Raw genomic sequence first — 22,465 nt, forward strand, 5'->3', positions numbered from 1 at the left:
CATTGCTGCGTTTATATTATCGTCGTGCTATGGTACATACATTCATAAATGTATGTAAATCTAACGCCTGTAAATTCACGAACATATGGCACGAAAAACCAAACAAGAAGCGCAGGAAACGCGCCAACACATCCTCGATGTGGCTCTACGTCTTTTCTCACAGCAGGGGGTATCATCCACCTCGCTGGGTGAGATTGCAAAAGCAGCTGGCGTTACGCGCGGTGCAATCTACTGGCATTTTAAAGACAAGTCGGATTTGTTCAGTGAGATCTGGGAACTGTCAGAATCCAATATTGGTGAACTAGAGCTTGAGTATCAGGCAAAATTCCCTGGCGATCCACTCTCAGTATTAAGAGAGATATTAATTCATGTTCTTGAATCCACGGTGACAGAAGAACGGCGTCGATTATTGATGGAGATTATATTCCACAAATGCGAATTTGTCGGAGAAATGGCTGTTGTGCAACAGGCACAACGTAATCTCTGTCTGGAAAGTTATGACCGTATAGAACAAACGTTAAAACATTGTATTGAAGCGAAAATGTTGCCTGCGGATTTAATGACGCGTCGCGCAGCAATTATTATGCGCGGCTATATTTCCGGCCTGATGGAAAACTGGCTCTTTGCCCCGCAATCTTTTGATCTTAAAAAAGAAGCCCGCGATTACGTCGCCATCTTACTGGAGATGTATCTCCTGTGCCCCACGCTTCGTAATCCTGCCACTAACGAATAACCCTGAATCTGACTCCAGGATTTTTCCTGGACATTTTCGTCGTTGCTATTCTGGTTCACTGCGTCGTGATATTCTTGCGGTTTGACTTTTTCAGGTCGTTCTTCAGGTTCAGAAACCTTCATTCATCATGACTATGTTCCAGTATTACAAACGATCACGGCATTTTGTTTTTTCAGCATTTATTGCTTTTGTTTTTGTCTTGTTATGCCAGAACACGGCGTTTGCGCGGGCGCCATCGAATGGTGATCTGCCAACAAAAGCGGACCTGCAGGCACAACTTGACTCACTGAATAAACAAAAAGATCTTTCTGCTCAGGACAAACTGGTGCAGCAGGATCTGACAGATACATTAGCCACCCTCGATAAAATCGATCGCATAAAAGAAGAGACAGTTCAGCTACGGCAAAAAGTCGCTGAAGCGCCGGAAAAAATGCGTCAGGCGACCGCGGCGTTAACAGCACTTAGCGATGTCGATAACGACGAAGAAACGCGCAAAATTCTGAGCACGCTTTCGTTGCGCCAGCTGGAAACTCGCGTTGCCCAGGCGCTGGACGATTTGCAAAACGCACAAAACGATCTGGCGTCTTATAACAGCCAGCTGGTTTCGTTACAGACGCAGCCCGAACGCGTGCAAAATGCGATGTATAACGCTTCGCAGCAGCTGCAACAAATTCGCAGCCGCCTGGATGGCACTGATGTTGGCGATACTGCCTTACGTCCCAGCCAGAAAGTGTTGATGCAGGCCCAGCAGGTTTTGCTGAATGCTGAGATTGACCAGCAGCGAAAAAGCCTGGAAGGGAACACCGTCTTACAGGATACCTTGCAAAAGCAGCGTGATTACGTGACGGCGAACAGTGCTCGTCTGGAACACCAGTTGCAACTGTTGCAAGAAGCGGTAAACAGTAAGCGCCTGACCTTAACCGAAAAAACGGCGCAGGAAGCCGTCTCCCCGGATGAAGCTGCACGTATTCAGGCTAATCCTCTGGTGAAACAGGAACTGGAAATTAACCAGCAGTTGAGTCAGCGTCTGATTACCGCGACTGAAAACGGTAATCAGCTAATGCAGCAAAACATTAAAGTCAAAAACTGGCTTGAGCGGGCGCTGCAATCGGAACGAAATATTAAGGAGCAGATTGCCGTCCTGAAGGGCAGTCTGCTGTTGTCTCGTATCCTTTACCAGCAACAACAAACGCTGCCCTCGGCGGATGAACTGGAAAACATGACCAACCGCATCGCGGATTTGCGTCTCGAACAGTTTGAAGTTAACCAGCAGCGTGATGCACTCTTCCAGAGCGATGCGTTCGTCAACAAACTGGAAGAAGGTCACACCAACGAAGTCAACAGCGAAGTTCACGATGCGTTATTGCAAGTAGTTGATATGCGTCGCGAATTGCTGGATCAGCTTAACAAACAGTTGGGTAACCAGCTGATGATGGCCATTAACCTGCAAATCAACCAGCAGCAGTTAATGAGCGTGTCGAAAAACCTGAAATCGATCCTGACTCAGCAAATCTTTTGGGTGAACAGTAACCGTCCAATGGACTGGGACTGGATCAAAGCGTTCCCACAAACGCTGAAAGATGAATTTAAGTCGATGAAGATCACGGTAAACTGGGAAAAAGCCTGGCCTGCCGTCTTTATCGCTTTCCTCGCTGGTTTGCCACTGCTATTAATTGCCGGGCTGATCCACTGGCGTCTGGGCTGGCTGAAAGCGTATCAACAAAAACTGGCTTCCGCTGTGGGTTCCCTGCGTAACGACAGCCAGCTCAACACACCAAAAGCGATCCTTATCGACCTGATCCGTGCGCTGCCGGTGTGCCTGATTATTCTCGCGGTTGGCCTGATTCTGTTGACCATGCAGCTCAACATCAGCGAACTGCTATGGTCGTTCAGTAAAAAACTGGCGATTTTCTGGCTGGTGTTTGGCCTGTGCTGGAAGGTACTGGAGAAAAACGGTGTTGCCGTGCGTCACTTCGGCATGCCGGAACAGCAGACCAGCCACTGGCGTCGGCAAATTGTCCGCATCAGTCTCGCGTTGCTGCCTATCCATTTCTGGTCTGTGGTGGCAGAACTTTCCCCGCTGCATCTGATGGATGATGTGCTGGGGCAGGCGATGATTTTCTTCAACCTGCTGCTGATTGCCTTCCTGGTATGGCCAATGTGCCGCGAAAGCTGGCGTGATAAAGAGTCGCACACCATGCGACTTGTCACCATTACCATACTGTCGATAATCCCGATTGCGTTGATGGTGCTGACCGCCACGGGTTATTTCTACACCACACTGCGCCTCTCCGGACGTTGGATTGAAACCGTGTATCTGGTGATTATCTGGAACCTGCTGTACCAGACGGTATTGCGCGGCTTAAGCGTAGCGGCGCGGCGTATCGCCTGGCGTCGTGCGCTAGCGCGTCGACAGAATCTGGTGAAAGAGGGCGCAGAAGGTGCCGAACCGCCGGAAGAACCAACCATTGCACTGGAGCAGGTTAACCAACAGACGCTGCGTATTACTATGTTGCTGATGTTTGCGCTGTTCGGTGTCATGTTCTGGGCAATTTGGTCAGATTTGATCACCGTGTTCAGCTATCTCGACAGCATCACGCTCTGGCATTACAACGGCACTGAAGCTGGCGCTGCGGTGGTGAAAAACGTCACCATGGGCAGTCTGTTGTTTGCGATTATCGCCTCAATGGTAGCCTGGGCGTTGATTCGCAACCTGCCTGGTTTGCTGGAAGTGTTGGTGCTCTCGCGCCTGAATATGCGCCAGGGCGCGTCGTATGCCATTACTACCATCCTTAACTACATCATTATTGCCGTTGGTGCGATGACGGTGTTCGGATCGCTGGGCGTCTCGTGGGATAAACTCCAGTGGCTGGCGGCAGCATTATCCGTAGGTCTTGGTTTTGGTTTACAAGAGATCTTCGGTAACTTTGTCTCCGGTTTGATCATTCTGTTCGAACGTCCGGTACGCATTGGCGATACGGTAACCATTGGTAGCTTCTCGGGGACGGTAAGTAAGATTCGTATTCGTGCGACAACGATTACCGATTTCGATCGCAAAGAAGTGATCATCCCGAACAAAGCGTTTGTTACCGAGCGTCTGATCAACTGGTCGTTGACTGACACTACTACGCGTCTGGTGATCCGTCTCGGTGTGGCCTATGGCTCCGATCTGGAAAAAGTGCGTAAAGTGTTACTGAAGGCGGCGACTGAGCACCCAAGGGTGATGCACGAACCAATGCCGGAAGTCTTCTTTACGGCGTTTGGTGCCAGCACGTTGGATCATGAGCTGCGTCTGTATGTGCGTGAACTGCGTGACCGTAGCCGTACTGTCGATGAGCTGAACCGTACTATCGATCAGCTGTGCCGTGAAAACGACATCAACATTGCCTTTAACCAGCTTGAAGTGCATCTGCACAACGAGAAGGGCGATGAGGTGACGGAAGTAAAACGCGACTACAAAGGCGACGATCCGACACCAGCGGTAGGGTAATAACCAAAGGGGGCGACATTTAGTTGCCCCGAGATTACTGACAAAGTGCGCGTTGTTCATGCCGGATGCGGCGTGACCGCCTTATCCGGCCTACGAAACCGCAAGAATTCAATATATTGCAGGAGCGGTGTAGGCCTGATAAGCGTAGCGCATCAGGCAGTTTTGCGTTTACCCGCAATCTTAGGGGACATTTAGCGGCCCCATTTATTTCTCACTTTTCCGCCTCATCATCGCGCGTTAATTTCTTTTCATAATCGCGTTTTACAATATCCAGCGCGCGCAGTACGGTGCGGGCTGGGATCTGATTTTCTTCCAGCAGCACAATCAAATCGACGGCCAGTTTGACATCGTCAGGGGCATTTTCCAGTGACATACTCTCTCCATTGCTAGCGAGTTAAACGCGCTATCCTGTTTTCGATTTTTTCCAGCGCATGACGGCAGCGTGCCAGGCGTGCTTCATAGGCTTCTACTTCACGATGCAGCGTTTGCTGTTCCACGAGATCGGTCACCCGCGCCAGGCGGGCTTTACGTTCGGCAACCATCTCACGAAGTCGCCGCTCAAAATCCTGATGCTGAATACGTTTACGCTGCCAGCGGGCAATTTTCGGTGGCGCACTGTCCCACTCGCGCAATGACCAGGCGGAGGCTTCACGCGCGATGGCTTCCAGTTGTGCAGCCAGATGTTCCGCCAGCCAGGCCACTTGCGGCATCTGTTGCTGCTCAACCGCATGACGAAGCGCAGCCAGATTATCGCCCGCCTCATCGAGACAAGCCTGTAGTGTTGTCGCACGGGTCTGAAAAAGGTGCCTGTCAAAACGGGCACTTAGCGTGGCAAATTGCGCTACCGGGGCACAACGCTGACGCAGCGTGGCGAGCTGTCCTTCCAGTTTTTCCAGCAGCAGGGCGGTTTTCACGATAAGACCTCAATGAAAATGATAATTGTTATGCTAAAGTAGCCACTCTGTAAGCTGACAACACTCAATATGCAACGAATCATTTTAATCATCATTGGCTGGCTGGCGGTAGTGCTGGGTACGCTGGGCGTGGTATTACCGGTATTACCGACGACGCCGTTTATCCTACTGGCGGCCTGGTGCTTTGCCCGTTCTTCCCCGCGCTTTCACGCCTGGTTGCTCTACCGCTCATGGTTTGGCAGCTATCTACGTTTCTGGCAGAAACATCATGCGATGCCGCGCGGCGTCAAACCGCGGGCGATTTTGCTTATTTTACTCACGTTTGCCATTTCTCTGTGGTTCGTCCAGATGCCATGGGGGCGCATCATGTTGCTGGTAATTCTCGCCTGTTTGCTTTTTTATATGTGGCGAATTCCGGTGATTGATGAAAAGCAAGAAAAGCACTGAAGCACAACAATCGCTGTTGCAATTATCGCCCACAGCCAGTACATTCTGGCGTTTTCGAGCACAGGCGCAGGCGGTCAAAGGTTAAACAACTGTTACTTTTGACTCGTTTAAAACGCGCCGTGAGTACCACCGTAACAAGCAGGCATACACTTATGACCGCGACTGCACAGCAGCTTGAGTATCTCAAAAATAGCATCAAAAGCATTCAGGACTACCCAAAACCCGGCATTCTTTTCCGCGATGTCACCAGCTTACTGGAAGACCCGAAAGCTTACGCTCTCAGCATCGATTTACTGGTTGAGCGTTACAAAAATGCGGGCATTACCAAAGTTGTCGGCACCGAAGCGCGTGGCTTCTTGTTTGGCGCTCCGGTAGCTCTGGGTCTGGGCGTTGGCTTTGTACCGGTCCGTAAACCGGGCAAACTGCCGCGTGAAACCATCAGTGAAACTTACGACCTGGAATACGGCACCGATCAGCTGGAAATCCACGTTGATGCCATCAAACCGGGCGACAAAGTTCTGGTGGTGGACGATCTGCTGGCAACCGGCGGCACTATCGAAGCGACCGTTAAACTGATCCGTCGTCTGGGTGGTGAAGTGGCTGATGCTGCGTTCATTATCAACCTGTTCGATCTCGGCGGCGAACAGCGTCTGGAAAAACAGGGCATTACCAGCTACAGCCTTGTCCCGTTCCCGGGCCATTAATTATTGCCAGTCTTGTGCTGCCCACGCTACGGACAGCACAAGATGTGCATTCAGCCTCGCCGTTCTGACGGGGCTGTGTTAGCATTACCCCTTCGTGAATCCACCTTCCAGCGTTTCAGAGCCTGCCAATGAGTTATCAGGTCTTAGCCCGAAAATGGCGCCCACAAACCTTTGCTGACGTCGTCGGCCAGGAACATGTGCTGACCGCACTGGCGAACGGCTTGTCGTTAGGGCGTATTCATCATGCTTATCTTTTTTCCGGCACCCGTGGCGTCGGAAAAACCTCTATCGCCCGACTGCTGGCGAAGGGGCTAAACTGCGAAACCGGCATTACCGCGACGCCGTGCGGCGTGTGCGATAACTGTCGTGAAATTGAGCAGGGGCGCTTTGTCGATCTGATTGAAATCGACGCCGCCTCGCGCACCAAAGTCGAAGATACCCGCGACCTGCTGGATAACGTCCAGTACGCGCCAGCGCGTGGTCGTTTTAAAGTTTATCTGATCGACGAAGTGCATATGCTGTCGCGCCACAGCTTTAACGCACTGTTAAAAACCCTTGAAGAACCGCCGGAGCACGTCAAGTTTCTGCTGGCGACGACCGATCCGCAGAAATTGCCGGTGACGATTTTGTCACGCTGCCTGCAATTTCATCTCAAGGCGCTGGATGTCGAGCAAATTCGCCATCAGCTTGAGCACATCCTCAACGAAGAACATATCGCTCACGAGCCGCGGGCGCTGCAACTGCTGGCGCGCGCCGCTGAAGGCAGCTTGCGAGATGCCCTAAGTTTAACCGACCAGGCAATTGCCAGCGGTGACGGCCAGGTTTCAACCCAGGCGGTCAGTGCGATGCTGGGTACGCTTGACGACGATCAGGCGCTGTCGCTGGTTGAAGCGATGGTTGAAGCCAACGGCGAGCGTGTAATGTCGCTGATTAATGAAGCCGCCGCTCGTGGTATTGAGTGGGAAGCGTTGCTGGTAGAAATGCTCGGCCTGTTGCACCGCATTGCAATGGTGCAACTTTCCCCTGCTGCGCTGGGCAACGACATGGCCGCCATCGAGCTGCGGATGCGTGAACTGGCGCGCACCATACCGCCGACGGATATTCAGCTTTACTATCAAACGCTGTTGATTGGTCGCAAAGAATTACCGTATGCGCCGGACCGCCGCATGGGCGTTGAGATGACACTGTTGCGCGCACTGGCGTTTCATCCGCGTATGCCGCTGCCTGAGCCAGAAGTGCCACGCCAGTCTTTTGCGCCCGTCGCGCCAACGGCAGTAATGACGCCAACCCAGGTGCCGCCGCAACCGCAATCAGCACCGCAGCAGGCACCGACTGTACCGCTCTCAGAAACCACCAGCCAGGTGCTGGCAGCGCGCCAACAACTGCAGCGCGCACAGGGAGCAACCAAAGCAAAAAAGAGTGAACCGGCAGCCGCTACCCGCGCGCGGCCGGTGAATAACGCTGCGCTGGAAAGACTGGCTTCGGTCACCGATCGCGTTCAGGCGCGTCCGGGGCCATCGGCGCTGGAAAAAGCACCAGCCAAAAAAGAAGCGTATCGCTGGAAGGCTACCACTCCAGTGATGCAGCAAAAAGAGGTGGTCGCCACGCCGAAGGCGCTGAAAAAAGCGCTGGAACATGAAAAAACGCCGGAACTGGCGGCAAAGCTGGCGGCAGAAGCCATTGACCGCGATCCTTGGGCGGCACAGGTGAGCCAACTTTCGCTACCAAAACTGGTCGAACAGGTGGCGTTAAATGCTTGGAAAGAGGAGAGCGACAACGCAGTATGTCTGCATTTGCGCTCCTCTCAGCGGCATTTAAACAACCGCGGTGCACAGCAAAAACTGGCTGAAGCGTTGAGCACGTTAAAAGGTTCAACGGTTGAACTGACTATCGTTGAAGATGATAATCCCGCGGTGCGCACGCCGCTGGAATGGCGTCAGGCGATATACGAAGAAAAACTTGCGCAGGCGCGCGAGTCCATTATTGCGGATAATAATATTCAGACCCTGCGTCGATTCTTCGATGCGGAGCTGGATGAAGAAAGTATCCGCCCCATTTGATCGTAAGCACAGCTTACGTTCGTCATCCTTAACGTGATTGAGAGAGAAACCTATGTTTGGTAAAGGCGGTCTGGGTAACCTGATGAAGCAAGCCCAGCAGATGCAAGAAAAAATGCAGAAAATGCAGGAAGAGATCGCGCAGCTGGAAGTGACCGGCGAATCTGGCGCAGGTCTGGTAAAAGTGACCATCAACGGTGCACACAACTGCCGTCGCGTAGAGATCGACCCGAGCCTGCTGGAAGACGACAAAGAGATGCTGGAAGATCTGGTGGCTGCAGCATTCAACGACGCAGCACGTCGTATCGAAGAAACGCAGAAAGAAAAAATGGCCTCTGTTTCCTCCGGAATGCAGCTGCCGCCTGGCTTTAAGATGCCGTTCTGATGCAAACCAGCCCGCTGTTAACACAGCTTATGGAAGCACTGCGCTGTCTGCCGGGCGTTGGCCCGAAGTCGGCGCAGCGTATGGCGTTCACGCTGCTTCAGCGCGATCGTAGCGGCGGGATGCGTCTGGCGCAGGCGCTCACCCGGGCGATGTCGGAAATCGGCCACTGCGCCGATTGCCGCACTTTCACCGAACAGGAAGTCTGTAACATCTGTTCGAATCCGCGTCGTCAGGAAAACGGTCAAATCTGCGTGGTGGAGAGTCCGGCGGACATTTATGCCATTGAGCAGACGGGGCAGTTTTCAGGTCGTTATTTTGTGTTGATGGGACATCTGTCACCGCTGGACGGCATCGGTCCGGATGATATCGGCCTTGATCGTCTGGAACAGCGTCTGGCAGAGGAAAAAATCACTGAAGTGATCCTAGCCACCAACCCCACGGTTGAAGGTGAAGCTACCGCTAACTACATTGCCGAGCTTTGCGCGCAATATGACGTGGAAGCCAGCCGAATCGCTCATGGCGTACCGGTTGGCGGCGAGCTGGAAATGGTCGATGGCACCACGCTGTCACACTCCCTTGCCGGGCGTCATAAGATTCGTTTTTAAGCAAACGAGAGCAGGATCACCTGCTCTCGCTTGAAATTATTCTCCCTTGTCCCCATCTCTCCCTCATCCTGTTTTTAACCTTAAAATGGCATTATTGAGGTAGACCTACATGAAAGGACAAGAAACTCGTGGTTTTCAGTCAGAAGTGAAACAACTTCTGCACCTGATGATCCATTCTCTCTATTCCAATAAAGAAATCTTCCTGCGTGAGCTTATCTCTAACGCCTCCGATGCGGCGGACAAGCTGCGTTTCCGCGCGCTCTCCAACCCGGACCTGTACGAAGGTGATGGCGAACTGCGCGTTCGTGTCTCTTTCGATAAAGACAAGCGCACGCTTACCATCTCCGATAACGGCGTGGGGATGACCCGCGACGAAGTGATTGACCATCTGGGGACTATCGCTAAATCCGGCACCAAATCATTCCTCGAATCCCTGGGTTCTGACCAGGCGAAAGACAGCCAACTGATCGGTCAGTTTGGTGTTGGTTTCTACTCTGCGTTTATCGTGGCCGACAAAGTGACCGTGCGTACTCGCGCGGCAGGCGAAAAACCAGAAAACGGCGTCTTCTGGGAATCGGCTGGCGAAGGTGAATATACCGTTGCCGACATCACCAAAGAAGATCGTGGTACTGAAATCACCCTGCATCTGCGTGAAGGCGAAGACGAGTTCCTCGATGACTGGCGCGTGCGTTCCATCATCAGCAAATACTCCGACCATATCGCGCTGCCGGTAGAGATCGAAAAACGCGAAGAGAAAGACGGCGAAACCGTTATCTCCTGGGAGAAAATCAACAAAGCGCAGGCGCTGTGGACTCGTAACAAGTCGGAAATCACCGATGAAGAGTACAAAGAGTTCTACAAACACATCGCTCACGACTTTAACGATCCGCTGACCTGGAGCCACAACCGTGTCGAAGGTAAGCAGGAGTACACCAGCCTGCTGTATATTCCGTCGCAGGCACCGTGGGATATGTGGAACCGCGATCATAAGCACGGCCTGAAACTGTACGTCCAGCGTGTGTTCATCATGGACGACGCAGAACAGTTCATGCCGAACTATCTGCGCTTCGTGCGTGGTCTGATTGACTCCAGCGATCTGCCGCTGAACGTTTCCCGTGAAATCCTCCAGGACAGCACCGTAACCCGCAACCTGCGCAATGCGCTGACCAAGCGTGTGCTGCAAATGCTGGAAAAACTGGCGAAAGACGACGCGGAAAAATACCAGACCTTCTGGCAACAGTTTGGCCTGGTACTGAAAGAAGGTCCGGCGGAAGATTTCGCTAACCAGGAAGCGATCGCCAAACTGCTGCGTTTTGCTTCTACCCATACCGACTCTTCTGCGCAGACCGTGTCTCTGGAAGACTACGTTTCCCGCATGAAAGAAGGGCAGGAGAAAATCTACTACATCACCGCAGACAGCTATGCGGCAGCGAAGAGCAGCCCGCACCTGGAACTGCTGCGTAAGAAAGGCATCGAAGTTCTGCTGCTTTCCGACCGCATCGATGAGTGGATGATGAACTATCTGACTGAGTTCGACGGTAAACCGTTCCAGTCTGTGTCTAAAGTTGACGAGTCGCTGGAAAAACTGGCTGACGAAGTTGATGAGAACGCGAAAGAAGCGGAGAAAGCACTGACTCCGTTCATCGACCGTGTGAAAGCCCTGCTCGGCGAGCGCGTGAAAGATGTCCGTCTGACCCACCGTCTGACCGATACGCCAGCGATCGTTTCGACCGACGCGGACGAAATGAGCACCCAGATGGCGAAACTGTTCGCTGCGGCGGGCCAGAAAGTACCAGAAGTGAAATACATCTTCGAACTGAACCCGGATCACGTACTGGTGAAACGTGCGGCAGATACTGAAGATGAAGCGAAGTTCAGCGAGTGGGTAGAATTACTGTTGGATCAGGCGCTGCTGGCAGAGCGCGGTACGCTGGAAGATCCGAACCTGTTTATTCGTCGTATGAACCAGCTGCTGGTTTCCTGATGTAATGCCGGATGACCCTCGTGTCATCCGGCATTTTTCTTTTCATCATCTGTCCTTTCCGCAAATTATCTCGCCATTAACCGTTTCAGCCTCAGGTGCCTTTCTTGAGGCAATCGCCTGATGGTGGTATCGTTTATCGCTTTTTCAAAAAATTCGACACATTTTAAGGGGATTTTCGCAATGCGTATCATTCTGCTTGGCGCTCCGGGCGCGGGGAAAGGGACTCAGGCTCAGTTCATCATGGAGAAATATGGTATTCCGCAAATCTCCACTGGCGATATGCTGCGTGCTGCGGTCAAATCTGGCTCCGAGCTGGGTAAACAAGCAAAAGACATTATGGATGCTGGCAAATTGGTTACCGACGAGCTGGTGATCGCGCTGGTTAAAGAGCGTATTGCTCAGGAAGACTGCCGTAATGGTTTCCTGTTGGATGGCTTCCCGCGTACCATTCCGCAGGCAGACGCGATGAAAGAAGCGGGCATCAACGTTGATTACGTTCTGGAATTCGACGTACCGGACGAACTGATTGTTGACCGTATCGTAGGCCGCCGCGTTCACGCGCCGTCTGGTCGTGTATATCACGTTAAATTCAATCCGCCGAAAGTAGAAGGCAAAGACGACGTTACCGGTGAAGAACTGACTACCCGTAAAGACGATCAGGAAGAAACCGTGCGTAAACGTCTGGTTGAATACCATCAGATGACTGCGCCGCTGATCGGCTACTACTCCAAAGAAGCGGAAGCGGGTAACACCAAATACGCGAAAGTTGACGGCACCAAACCGGTTGCTGAAGTTCGCGCTGATCTGGAAAAGATCCTCGGCTAATTAAGCCGCAGCAGATCTGCTTTCGGGCAGGTCTGCTCATCCTCCTCAGGCAAAACCTCTCACAGCAATTAGTTCTTCTTCTTCACTTTTCCGCTACAATTATCAACAAGTTGAATCGATAAGAGGCGGTAATGCGTCAAACTAAAACCGGTATTCTGCTGGCAAACCTGGGTACACCCGATGCCCCCACTCCTGAAGCGGTAAAACGCTACCTGAAACAATTTTTAAGCGACAGACGCGTGGTTGATACCTCACGGCTGTTGTGGTGGCCGTTGCTGCACGGCGTGATTTTGCCGCTGCGCTCGCCGCGTGTGGCGAAGTTGTATGCCTCTGTCTGGATGGAGGGCGGCTCGCCACTGATGGTTTACAGCCGCCAGCAACAGCAGGCGCTGGCACAACGTTTACCGGAGACGCCCGTAGCGCTGGGAATGAGCTACGGCTCGCCATCACTGGAAAGCGCCGTAGATGAACTCCTGGCAGAGCATGTAGATCATATTGTGGTGCTTCCGCTTTATCCGCAATACTCCTGTTCAACGGTCGGTGCGGTATGGGATGAACTGGCACGCATTCTGGCGCGCAAACGTAGCATTCCGGGGATATCGTTTATTCGTGATTACGCCGATAACCACGATTACATTAATGCACTGGCGAACAGCGTACGTGCTTCTTTTGCCAAACATGGCGAACCGGATCTGCTGCTGCTCTCTTATCATGGCATTCCCCAGCGTTATGCCGATGAAGGCGATGATTACCCGCAACGTTGTCGCACAACTACACGTGAACTGGCTTCCGCACTGGGAATGGCTCCGGAAAAAGTGATGATGACCTTTCAGTCGCGTTTTGGTCGGGAACCCTGGCTAATGCCTTATACCGATGAAACGCTGAAAATGCTCGGAGAAAAAGGCGTAGGTCATATTCAGGTGATGTGCCCGGGCTTTGCTGCAGATTGTCTGGAGACGCTGGAAGAGATTGCCGAGCAAAACCGTGAGGTCTTCCTCGGTGCGGGCGGGAAAAAATACGAATATATTCCGGCGCTTAATGCCACACCGGAACATATCGAAATGATGGCTAATCTTGTTGCCGCGTATCGCTAAAGCTGAGCGGTAAAGAACTGAGCGCCGTCGCGAAGAGCCTCGTCGGCGGCTTTCATCATCCGTGAATAATGCAAAAAGGCGTGCAGCGTGCCTGGGTAGAGTTTGAACTCACAGGGCTGCTGATGCGCCGCTAACGTCTGGTAAAGCAGACGGCTGTCATCCAGCAGCGGATCGAACTCCGCTCCGGCAATAAAACAGGGCGGAACCTCACGAGTGAGATCATTATTAAACAGGCAGTAATACGGCGACTCGCGGTCAGCGTCGTTGCTTAAATACGCCTCTTCATACATCTGTAAATCCTCTTGCGTTAAGCCATCCCAAACACCGCCCAACAGACGACGAGTCACGGAATCCCGTAATCCGTAAAGCCCATACCACAGCAAAACGCCCGCAACTTCACCGCAATCTATCTGTTTATCACGTAACCACAACGCACCGGCGAGCGCCAGCATTGCGCCTGCAGAATCACCAGCAAAACCAATGCGTGACATATTGATTTGATAATCCTCTGCCTGCTGGTGGAAGTGGCAACAGGCAGCCACAATTTCCTCTATTGCCTGCGGAAAACGTGCTTCCGGCGAAAGAGTGTAAGCAATACCAATCACTGTACATTGGGTGTAATTTGCCAGCAGTCGCATAATCCGATCGTGGGTATCAAGATTGCCGAGAATAAAACCACCACCATGCAGATAAAATAGTGTCGCCGGGCTGTGACTTTTGGGTGAGTAGAGGCGAGTCTCGACCTGACCATAAGGTGTGGGAACCATGTAAGCGCTGGTTGCCATTTCTGGAGCGCCCGCATTCCAGAATCGGCGCTCAAGTGTGTAATACTGTCGTTGCTCAGCAATCGTTCCCGTTGCGGGCCAGGGCGGTAAATCCGGCTGAAGAGTATTCACAACGGTCTTCATTTCAGCAGAAATAAGGTCCAGAACGGGTAATTTGTTTTCCGGCTTCATGCAAAAACTCCTTTCAAATTACGTCATTGTAAGGAACCACTGCCATGAAAATGCGATCCCGCCTGCTGATATTGAAACTGGCTGCGTCTCGCGCGCTCCCGTCTGATTGTGTTAACATTCGCCGCTCAGTTAACCACCCGTAAAAACAACCATGAAATTTCCCGGCAAACGTAAATCCAAACATTATTTTCCCGTAAACGCACGCGATCCGCTGCTTCAGCAATTCCAGCCAGAAAACGAAACCAGCGCTGCCTGGGTAGTGGGTATCGATCAAACGCTGGTCGATATTGAAGCGAAAGTGGATGATGAGTTCATTGAGCGTTATGGATTAAGCGCCGGGCATTCACTGGTGATTGAGGATGATGTTGCCGAAGCACTTTATCAGGAGCTGAAACAGAAAAACCTGATTACTCACCAGTTTGCGGGTGGCACCATTGGTAACACCATGCACAACTACTCGGTGCTCGCGGACGACCGTTCGGTGCTGCTGGGCGTCATGTGCAGCAATATTGAAATTGGCAGCTATGCCTATCGTTACCTGTGTAACACCTCCAGCCGTACCGATCTTAACTATCTGCAAGGCGTGGACGGCCCGATTGGTCGCTGCTTTACCCTGATTGGCGAGTCCGGGGAACGTACCTTTGCTATCAGCCCTGGCCACATGAACCAGCTGCGGGCTGAAAGTATTCCGGAAGATGTGATTGCCGGAGCCTCGGCACTGGTTCTCACTTCTTATCTGGTGCGTTGTAAGCCGGGTGAACCCATGCTGGAAGCAACCATGAAAGCCATTGAGTACGCGAAGAAATATAACGTACCGGTGGTGCTGACGCTGGGCACCAAGTTTGTCATTGCCGAGAATCCGCAGTGGTGGCAGCAATTCCTCAAAGATCACGTCTCTATCCTTGCGATGAACGAAGATGAGGCCGAAGCGTTGACCGGAGAAAGCGATCCGTTGTTGGCATCTGACAAGGCGCTGGACTGGGTTGATCTGGTGCTGTGCACCGCCGGGCCAATCGGCTTGTATATGGCGGGCTTTACTGAAGACGAAGCGAAACGTAAAACCCAGCATCCGCTGCTGCCGGGCGCTATAGCGGAATTTAACCAGTATGAGTTTAGCCGCGCCATGCGCCATAAAGATTGCCAGAACCCGCTGCGCGTCTATTCTCACATTGCGCCGTACATGGGCGGGCCGGAAAAGATCATGAACACCAACGGTGCCGGGGATGGCGCACTGGCAGCATTGCTGCATGACATTACCGCCAACAGCTACCACCGTAGCAACGTACCAAACTCCAGCAAACATAAATTCACCTGGTTAACGTATTCGTCATTAGCGCAGGTGTGTAAATATGCTAACCGTGTGAGCTATCAGGTACTGAACCAGCATTCACCTCGTTTAACGCGCGGCTTACCGGAGCGTGAAGACAGTCTGGAAGAGTCTTACTGGGATCGTTAAGTTATCGGACTGATGACAGTCGGATGCGGCATAAACGCCTTATCCGACCTACGAAAGATGGCACCTGTAGGCTGGATAAGATGTGTCAACATCGCATCCGGCAATGACAGTCGGATGCGACATAAACGCCTTATCCGACCTTTGGAAGGTGGCACCTGTAGGCCGGATAAGATGCGCCAGCATCGCATCCGGCAATGGAATCAATGTCTTACCCCGTCACCACTTCACCCGCCGGTGGCGTTTCCAGCAGTTCCAGCATAGTACGGGCGATTTCACGCTCGCCCATTACCACCTGATTCGCCCCGCGCTCGGTAATATATGCTACCTCGTCGTCATAATGGGCGCGGGCGATAATCTCAATATCCGGGTTTTTCGCGCGAGCAGACGCCACAATCTCGCCTGCTTCGTAACCATTGGGAATCGTCAGGATCAGCCATTTTGCGCATTCCAGATGCGCTAGTTGCATAATTTCTTCATTCGCCGCGTTGCCTAATACCGCCCGGACCCCGCGCTCGCGCAGTTCATCGACGCGAGTACGTGACGTCTCAATCACCACTAAAGGAATATCAGATGCGAGCAACTTCTCCCCCAGCAGGCTGCCCACACGACCATAACCTACCAGCAGCGCATGGTTGCAGATATCCACCGGAATCTGCTTCTCCTCTTCGAGAGCTTCTTCCAGCGTCTGCTCTTCCAGCGTTTCGGTCTTCGCCAGATATTTCTCCAGCAGCGCGAACAGCACCGGGTTAAGCATAATCGACAGGATTGCCCCTGCCAGCACCAGGTTTTGTCCGGCCTGCGGCAACAGATCCAGCGCCATCCCCAGCCCCGCCAGGATAAAAGCGAACTCACCAATTTGCGCCAGGCTGGCGGCGATAGTTAATGCCGTACGTTGAGAGTGACCAAACAGTCGCACCAGGAAAAACGCGGCTAATGACTTACCAAACAGAATAATCGCCAGCGTCGCTAGCACCGCCAGTGGTTGCTGAATCAGAATTAACGGATCAAACAGCATTCCGACGGAGACAAAAAACAGCACCGCAAACGCGTCGCGTAATGGCAGCGTATCGTGGGCAGCACGGTGACTCAGTTCAGACTCGTTCAGTACCATCCCGGCAAAGAACGCACCGAGTGCAAAGGAGACATCAAACAGCTCCACCGCACCAAAGGCAATCCCTAACGCCAGCGCCAGCACCGACAGGGTAAACAGCTCGCGGGAACCGGTTGCTGCGCTGCGTGCCATAATCCACGGCACCAGACGGCGACCTACCAGCATCATAATGGCGATAAATGCGATCACCTTGCCGATGGTGATCCCCATATCGACTGCAAGAGTGGCAAAGCCCACATCGCCCTGTTCCATCATTCCTGCTACTGCGGGCAGCAATACCAGCGTCAGAACCATGACCAGGTCTTCCACAATCAACCAACCGATGGCGATTTGCCCACGCTGGCTGTCTATTAATTGCCGTTCTTCAAGTGCGCGCAGTAACACCACGGTACTGGCGGTGGAAAGACATAAACCGAACACGATACCGGTCATTAACGACCAGCCCAGCACGGCGGAGAGCGCCATACCCAGCAGCGTCGCCACGGCTATCTGGGCGATCGCGCCGGGAATGGCGATGGCCTTTACCGCCATCAAATCCTTCAGCGAAAAGTGCAAACCGACGCCGAACATCAGCAGAATAACGCCCAGCTCCGCCAGTTCCGGCGCGAGCTTGGTATCGGCAACAAAGCCAGGAGTGAATGGTCCCGCCAGCACACCTGCTAACAGGTATCCCACCAGAGGAGAAATGCGTAGTTTATTGGCCAGCATGCCGAGGATAAAGGCGAGCACAAGGCCGCCAACAATGGTGGTGATAAGCGGGGTGGCGTGATGCATTCCGTCTCCTTTTCCTGGTGGTTATTGTCCATTTTTGGCCGGGAAAACCAAAATTACAGGTAATAGTTTATGACAATTTCATTGATGATGTTTATGAATAATTGTTGAATTTTGCAGAAAAATGGAATTAGCGGCAAAAAAAGCACGGATCGGAAAACAGAAGGCGGTTTAACAGAGGAAAGGCTTATGGCGACTGTAAAACGATGCAGCCAAAGTTTGCCTTTGGCTGCAATGAAATCAGTCTTTATGCCGGTTATCAGGTAGGAATATGGTCAACATCCCCAATAGTGGCAGGAAAGCACAGATTTTATAGACTAACTCGATGCTGGTGTGGTCGGCGATAAGCCCCAGAACTGCCGCTCCCAGACCCCCCATGCCGAAAGCAAAACCGAAAAAGAGTCCAGAAACCATACCGATACGTCCTGGAAGTAGCTCCTGAGCGTAGACCAGAATGGCAGAGAACGCCGAAGCGAGGATAAATCCAATAATCACCGTTAAAACCCCCGTCCAGTGCAGGCTGGCGTAGGGTAAAATCAGCGTAAACGGCGCAACGCCGAGGATAGAGCCCCAAATCACATATTTCCGTCCAATTTTATCCCCTACAGGCCCGCCGATCACCGTACCTGCCGCAACGGCAAACAGGAATGCAAACAGATGAAGCTGGGCATTCTGGATAGATAATCCGAATTTTTGCATCAGATAAAAGGTGTAATAGCTGCTGATGCTCGCCATATAGAAATATTTCGAGAAAATCAGGATTAACAGAATGCTGACCGCCAGTACCACTTTGTTGCGCGGCAGTGGATTGATAATCGTTGCTTTGGGTTTGCCCTTATTCATTCGGTGCTGTGCAGAGTACCAACGGCTGATTTGCGCCAGCACCACGATAGCTAACAGAGCAGCCAGTACAAACCACGCCACGTTACCTTTGCCATAAGGCGCGATAATTACCGCCGCCAGCAAGGGACCAAGTGAACTGCCAAAGTTTCCGCCGACCTGGAAGATAGATTGCGCCAGACCATGACGGCCACCAGACGCCATTCGGGCCACGCGTGAGGATTCCGGGTGAAAGACCGACGAACCAGTGCCGACCAACGCCGCCGCCAGCAGAACTGCGCCAAAACTGCCCGCCAGCGCCAGCAGCACCAGACCGCTTAAGGTAAAGCACATGCCAATCGGCAACGACCACGGCATCGGATATTTATCCGTCCAGTAGCCGACCACCGGTTGCAATAGTGAAGAGGCGAGCTGGAAGGTGAGGGTTATCATGCCAATTTGCATAAATGTCAGAGAAAATTCTGACTGAAGCAGGGGATAAATCGCCAGAATCAGCGATTGGATCATGTCGTTCAGCAGATGTGAGAGGCTGATAGCACCTAAAATACCAAACGATGTTCGGGCCTTGGTCGTTGACGCAGCAGCGCCAGCCACTGGCTGGGTTTGTTCACTCATTGCCATAGGAAAGTCACTTTTTCAGGGTTGCGATGTAAAGAATGATCTTATTTGTGATTATTACCCGACTAACATACCTGTATGCGCCGCCTGAAGGAAGTCTCAACGCTGAATACAGAATTTCTAATCTGGATGCAGATTTATCTTCACCGGACGCAGACTTGTCTATGATGTCGCGTCATACTATTTTTCAACACGTTGAAATCTGATCAGGGAGAGAAGTATGAAATTATTGCAGCGGGGCGTGGCGTTAGCACTGTTAACCACATTTACACTGGCGAGTGAAACTGCTCTGGCTTATGAGCAGGATAAAACCTACAAAATTACAGTTCTGCATACCAATGATCATCATGGTCATTTCTGGCGTAATGAATATGGCGAATATGGTCTGGCGGCGCAAAAAACGCTGGTGGACGGTATTCGCAAAGAGGTTGCGGCTGAAGGTGGTAGCGTGCTGCTACTTTCCGGTGGCGACATTAATACTGGCGTGCCCGAGTCCGACTTACAGGATGCCGAACCTGATTTTCGAGGTATGAATCTGGTGGGCTATGATGCAATGGCGATCGGTAATCATGAATTTGATAACCCGCTCACCGTATTACGCCAGCAGGAAAAGTGGGCTAAGTTCCCGTTGCTTTCCGCCAATATCTACCAAAAAAGCACTGGTGAGCGCCTGTTTAAACCATGGGCGCTGTTTAAGCGTCAGGATCTGAAAATTGCCGTTATTGGGCTGACAACCGATGACACAGCCAAAATTGGTAACCCGGAATACTTCACTGATATCGAATTTCGTAAGCCCGCTGATGAAGCGAAGCTGGTGATTCAGGAGCTGCAACAGACAGAAAAGCCAGACATTATTATCGCGGCAACCCATATGGGGCATTACGACAATGGTGAGCACGGCTCTAATGCAGCGGGCGATGTGGAGATGGCACGCGCGCTGCCTGCCGGATCGCTGGCGATGATCGTCGGAGGTCACTCGCAAGATCCAGTCTGTATGGCGGCAGAAAATAAAAAACAGGTCGATTACGTTCCTGGTACGCCATGCAAACCGGATCAACAAAATGGCATCTGGATTGTACAAGCGCATGAGTGGGGCAAGTACGTTGGTCGGGCCGACTTTGAGTTTCGCAACGGCGAAATGAAAATGGTCAACTACCAGTTGATTCCGGTAAACCTGAAGAAGAAAGTGACCTGGGAAGACGGGAAAAGCGAGCGTGTGCTTTACACCCCTGAAATCGCCGAAAACCAGCAAATGATTTCGCTGTTATCACCGTTCCAGAACAAAGGCAAAGCGCAGCTGGAAGTGAAAATAGGCGAAACCAATGGTCGTCTGGAAGGCGACCGCAGCAAAGTGCGTTTTGTACAGACCAATATGGGGCGGTTGATTCTGGCAGCACAAATGGATCGCACTGGTGCCGACTTTGCGGTGATGAGCGGAGGCGGAATTCGTGATTCTATCGAAACAGGTGATATCAGCTATAAAAATGTGCTGAAAGTGCAGCCATTCGGCAATGTGGTGGTGTATGCCGACATGACCGGTAAAGAGGTGATTGATTACCTGACCGCCGTCGCACAAATGAAGCCTGATTCTGGTGCCTATCCGCAATTTGCCAACGTTAGCTTTGTGGCGAAAGACGGCAAACTGAACGACCTGAAAATCAAAGGCGAACCGGTCGATCCGGCGAAAACTTACCGTATGGCGACATTAAACTTCAATGCCACTGGCGGTGATGGCTATCCGCGTCTGGATAACAAACCGGGCTATGTGAATACCGGCTTTATTGATGCTGAAGTGCTGAAAGCGTATATCCAGAAAAACTCGCCGCTGGATGTGAGTGTCTATGAACCGAAAGGTGAGGTGAGCTGGCAGTAATCCGAAAGTGCCGGATGTTCGCATCCGGCACAATGCTTAATCGCGACGAGCGATATCAGCAAATTTGGCATCGAGGATCTTCGCCAGGTCGCTTGCCGCCAGTTCGATGTCCAGCCCGCGCTTGCCGCCAGAAACAAAAATAGTGGCAAACTCTTGCGCGGGGGCGTCGATAATCGTCGGCAGGCGTTTTTTCTGCCCCAGTGGGCTAATCCCCCCAACCAGATATCCCGTCGAACGCTGCGCGACCATCGGATCGGCCATCTCAACTTTCTTGGCACCCAACGCCTTTGCTACTTTTTTAAGATCCAGTTGACCGGCGACCGGCGTAACGGCCACTGCCAGATGTTTCATATCACCGTTCACTGCGACCAGCAGCGTTTTGTAGACCTGATCCGGATTCAAACCTAATTTTTTGACGACTTCATCGCCAAAATTGGTTTCAGCTGGATCGTGCTCGTAGGTATGGATTTGAAACGAAATCTTGTTTTTTTCGAGTAATTTAACTGCGGGTGTCATGGTAATTTTCCTGCCTTAAACAAAAAAACGAAGCAAGCATACGCCTGATGGCGGTCCAAAAAAAAGAGTCATCTTGCCTAAGAGTATTGGCAGGATGGTGAGATTGAGCGACAATCGAGTTACACCGTCGCTTAAAGTGACGGCATAATAATAAAAAAATGAAATTCCTCTTTGACGGGCCAATAGCGATATTGGCCATTTTTTTAGCGCAACATTTGTGGCAAATTCCCTTCTCCATACAGGTGTAGTGCACCGACCGCGACCACATAGCGCCCCGGCGGCATAGCGCGTAATTTGTCCCGCCAGGCGAGATTTCGCTGATGCATCAACACATCGTACAGCGACTGACTGAACGTATTGGGCAGCGTTATTTCATTATTTTGCGGTGGTGCATTCAGCCACCAACTCATCATTTGTTGCAGCAAACGAGCGTTGGTGTGCCAGTGGGTCAGCGTATCGTCCAGCAGCGCCAGTCCTTTGTCAGGGAGCTGGAGCAACATGGCAATCTGGTTTTCTGCCCCTTCCAGTTCAATCACGGGTTTATGTTGTTGCTTCGCCACCTGCAATAGCTGGTAATCGATACCATATTCTGCCCGCAGCCCCAGTTTTTGCGCTTGCGTTGCCTGAAGAACCATCGCGATTTGCCACAGCGGTTGGGTAGAAAAGAGCGACGGAGAAATGCCCATCTCCTGGCTAATGTGCTGCAGGTTTTGGAGTTGCTCCTCGCTAATGCGCTCTTCCAGCGCCTCGCAGGCAGGCAAATTGGCAAAAGGCGTATCGCTGGTAGAAACATCCGCCTCGACGATCAGCGCATCGGCGTTTTTGAGCTTTTTGAGCAAACGGGTGGGCAGGGGAGCCATATCGTGGCTACCCATATGAATACTGCCGATTAGATGAAAATGGCGATGGTCGGGAAGAGAGATATCGATAGCAGGCCAGGTGTAATGATTACCGCACAGCGCGGCCCAAAGCGTTTTTACCCGGTACAACAGATCCATACGACCTCCCTTTGTGAAATATCATGCTAGCGCGCGGTGAGGGATGGCGCAAATGGAGTTGGGACGGATTAAATATTTGGCACGCCGG

At 52.1% G+C, this 22,465-nt stretch carries 19 protein-coding genes and 1 other annotated feature; of the genes, 12 read left to right on the forward strand and 7 right to left on the reverse strand.

What is annotated here, in order from left to right:
- The first annotated feature begins 85 nt into the window (after positions 1–85).
- Together acrR and mscK are read left to right on the forward strand one after the other, a co-directional pair.
- Complete coding sequence (gene acrR / locus QUE34_RS02790) at positions 86–733, forward strand: multidrug efflux transporter transcriptional repressor AcrR (RefSeq protein ID WP_000101737.1); 648 nt, start codon at positions 86–88, stop codon at positions 731–733.
- Between the two features lie 127 nt (positions 734–860).
- The gene (gene mscK, locus QUE34_RS02795; RefSeq protein ID WP_032302584.1) at positions 861–4,223 is read left to right on the forward strand and encodes a mechanosensitive channel MscK; all 3,363 of its coding nucleotides are present in this window, start codon (positions 861–863) and stop codon (positions 4,221–4,223) included.
- Positions 4,224–4,434: 211 nt separating this feature from the next.
- Here the strand turns inward: mscK and rsmS are convergent, their stop codons facing one another.
- Both rsmS and priC read right to left on the reverse strand, forming a co-directional pair.
- Positions 4,435–4,596, reverse strand: a complete 162-nt coding sequence (gene rsmS, locus QUE34_RS02800; protein ID WP_000051146.1) for a pleiotropic regulatory protein RsmS — start codon at positions 4,594–4,596, stop codon at positions 4,435–4,437.
- A 13-nt stretch (positions 4,597–4,609) separates the two neighbouring features.
- Positions 4,610–5,137 carry a primosomal replication protein N'' gene (gene priC / locus QUE34_RS02805; protein WP_032302585.1) on the reverse strand — a complete coding sequence of 176 codons (528 nt, stop codon included), beginning with the start codon at positions 5,135–5,137 and terminating at the stop codon, positions 4,610–4,612.
- Positions 5,138–5,206: 69 nt separating this feature from the next.
- On the opposite strand from priC, the gene QUE34_RS02810 reads away from it, so the two are divergent.
- From QUE34_RS02810 to hemH, 8 genes are all read left to right on the forward strand, one after another.
- Positions 5,207–5,584: a DUF454 family protein gene (locus tag QUE34_RS02810; RefSeq protein ID WP_001502189.1), complete on the forward strand. Its 378-nt coding sequence runs from the start codon at positions 5,207–5,209 to the stop codon at positions 5,582–5,584.
- 152 nt (positions 5,585–5,736) lie between these two features.
- Positions 5,737–6,288, forward strand: coding sequence for an adenine phosphoribosyltransferase (apt, locus tag QUE34_RS02815; RefSeq protein WP_000127356.1), 552 nt, complete (start codon positions 5,737–5,739; stop codon positions 6,286–6,288).
- Between the two features lie 128 nt (positions 6,289–6,416).
- A complete protein-coding gene (gene dnaX / locus QUE34_RS02820; RefSeq protein ID WP_032302586.1) occupies positions 6,417–8,348 on the forward strand; it encodes a DNA polymerase III subunit gamma/tau in 1,932 nt (643 codons plus the stop codon).
- Positions 7,681–7,745 (forward strand) — a sequence feature (DnaX frameshifting element). (Overlaps the previous gene by 65 nt.)
- 52 nt (positions 8,349–8,400) lie before the next feature.
- A complete protein-coding gene (locus QUE34_RS02825; protein WP_000467098.1) occupies positions 8,401–8,730 on the forward strand; it encodes a YbaB/EbfC family nucleoid-associated protein in 330 nt (109 codons plus the stop codon).
- The gene (gene recR / locus QUE34_RS02830) at positions 8,730–9,335 is read left to right on the forward strand and encodes a recombination mediator RecR (protein WP_001195025.1); all 606 of its coding nucleotides are present in this window, start codon (positions 8,730–8,732) and stop codon (positions 9,333–9,335) included. Before QUE34_RS02825 ends, recR begins: the two co-directional genes overlap by 1 nt.
- 109 nt (positions 9,336–9,444) lie before the next feature.
- Positions 9,445–11,319 carry a molecular chaperone HtpG gene (gene htpG / locus QUE34_RS02835; protein WP_032302587.1) on the forward strand — a complete coding sequence of 625 codons (1,875 nt, stop codon included), beginning with the start codon at positions 9,445–9,447 and terminating at the stop codon, positions 11,317–11,319.
- Between the two features lie 180 nt (positions 11,320–11,499).
- Positions 11,500–12,144, forward strand: a complete 645-nt coding sequence (gene adk, locus QUE34_RS02840) for an adenylate kinase (RefSeq protein WP_001220233.1) — start codon at positions 11,500–11,502, stop codon at positions 12,142–12,144.
- A 131-nt stretch (positions 12,145–12,275) separates the two neighbouring features.
- Positions 12,276–13,238, forward strand: coding sequence for a ferrochelatase (hemH, locus tag QUE34_RS02845; protein WP_032302588.1), 963 nt, complete (start codon positions 12,276–12,278; stop codon positions 13,236–13,238).
- Here hemH and aes read toward each other — a convergent pair.
- A complete protein-coding gene (aes, locus tag QUE34_RS02850) occupies positions 13,235–14,194 on the reverse strand; it encodes an acetyl esterase (protein WP_032302589.1) in 960 nt (319 codons plus the stop codon). The genes hemH and aes overlap by 4 nt on opposite strands.
- A 151-nt stretch (positions 14,195–14,345) precedes the next feature.
- On the opposite strand from aes, the gene gsk reads away from it, so the two are divergent.
- A complete protein-coding gene (gene gsk / locus QUE34_RS02855; RefSeq protein ID WP_286338919.1) occupies positions 14,346–15,650 on the forward strand; it encodes an inosine/guanosine kinase in 1,305 nt (434 codons plus the stop codon).
- A gap of 208 nt (positions 15,651–15,858) precedes the next feature.
- Here the strand turns inward: gsk and ybaL are convergent, their stop codons facing one another.
- Both ybaL and fsr read right to left on the reverse strand, forming a co-directional pair.
- Positions 15,859–17,535, reverse strand: a complete 1,677-nt coding sequence (gene ybaL, locus QUE34_RS02860) for a YbaL family putative K(+) efflux transporter (RefSeq protein ID WP_105268429.1) — start codon at positions 17,533–17,535, stop codon at positions 15,859–15,861.
- A gap of 237 nt (positions 17,536–17,772) precedes the next feature.
- The gene (gene fsr, locus QUE34_RS02865) at positions 17,773–18,993 is read right to left on the reverse strand and encodes a fosmidomycin MFS transporter (RefSeq protein WP_001251634.1); all 1,221 of its coding nucleotides are present in this window, start codon (positions 18,991–18,993) and stop codon (positions 17,773–17,775) included.
- Between the two features lie 217 nt (positions 18,994–19,210).
- Here fsr and ushA point away from each other — a divergent pair, with 217 nt between their 5' ends.
- Positions 19,211–20,863 (forward strand): bifunctional UDP-sugar hydrolase/5'-nucleotidase, encoded by a 1,653-nt coding sequence (gene ushA, locus QUE34_RS02870; protein WP_103253322.1) that lies wholly within the window; start codon positions 19,211–19,213, stop codon positions 20,861–20,863.
- A 36-nt stretch (positions 20,864–20,899) separates the two neighbouring features.
- On the opposite strand, the gene ybaK is transcribed toward ushA, so the two are convergent.
- The gene (gene ybaK / locus QUE34_RS02875; protein ID WP_000186628.1) at positions 20,900–21,379 is read right to left on the reverse strand and encodes a Cys-tRNA(Pro)/Cys-tRNA(Cys) deacylase YbaK; all 480 of its coding nucleotides are present in this window, start codon (positions 21,377–21,379) and stop codon (positions 20,900–20,902) included.
- A 203-nt stretch (positions 21,380–21,582) separates the two neighbouring features.
- A complete protein-coding gene (locus QUE34_RS02880) occupies positions 21,583–22,377 on the reverse strand; it encodes a TraB/GumN family protein (RefSeq protein WP_032302591.1) in 795 nt (264 codons plus the stop codon).
- Between the last annotated feature and the right edge of the window lie 88 nt (positions 22,378–22,465).

This window comes from Escherichia sp. KS167_9B (assembly GCF_030295215.1).
In the GTDB taxonomy this organism is placed as follows: Bacteria; Pseudomonadota; Gammaproteobacteria; order Enterobacterales; family Enterobacteriaceae; genus Escherichia; species Escherichia coli_F.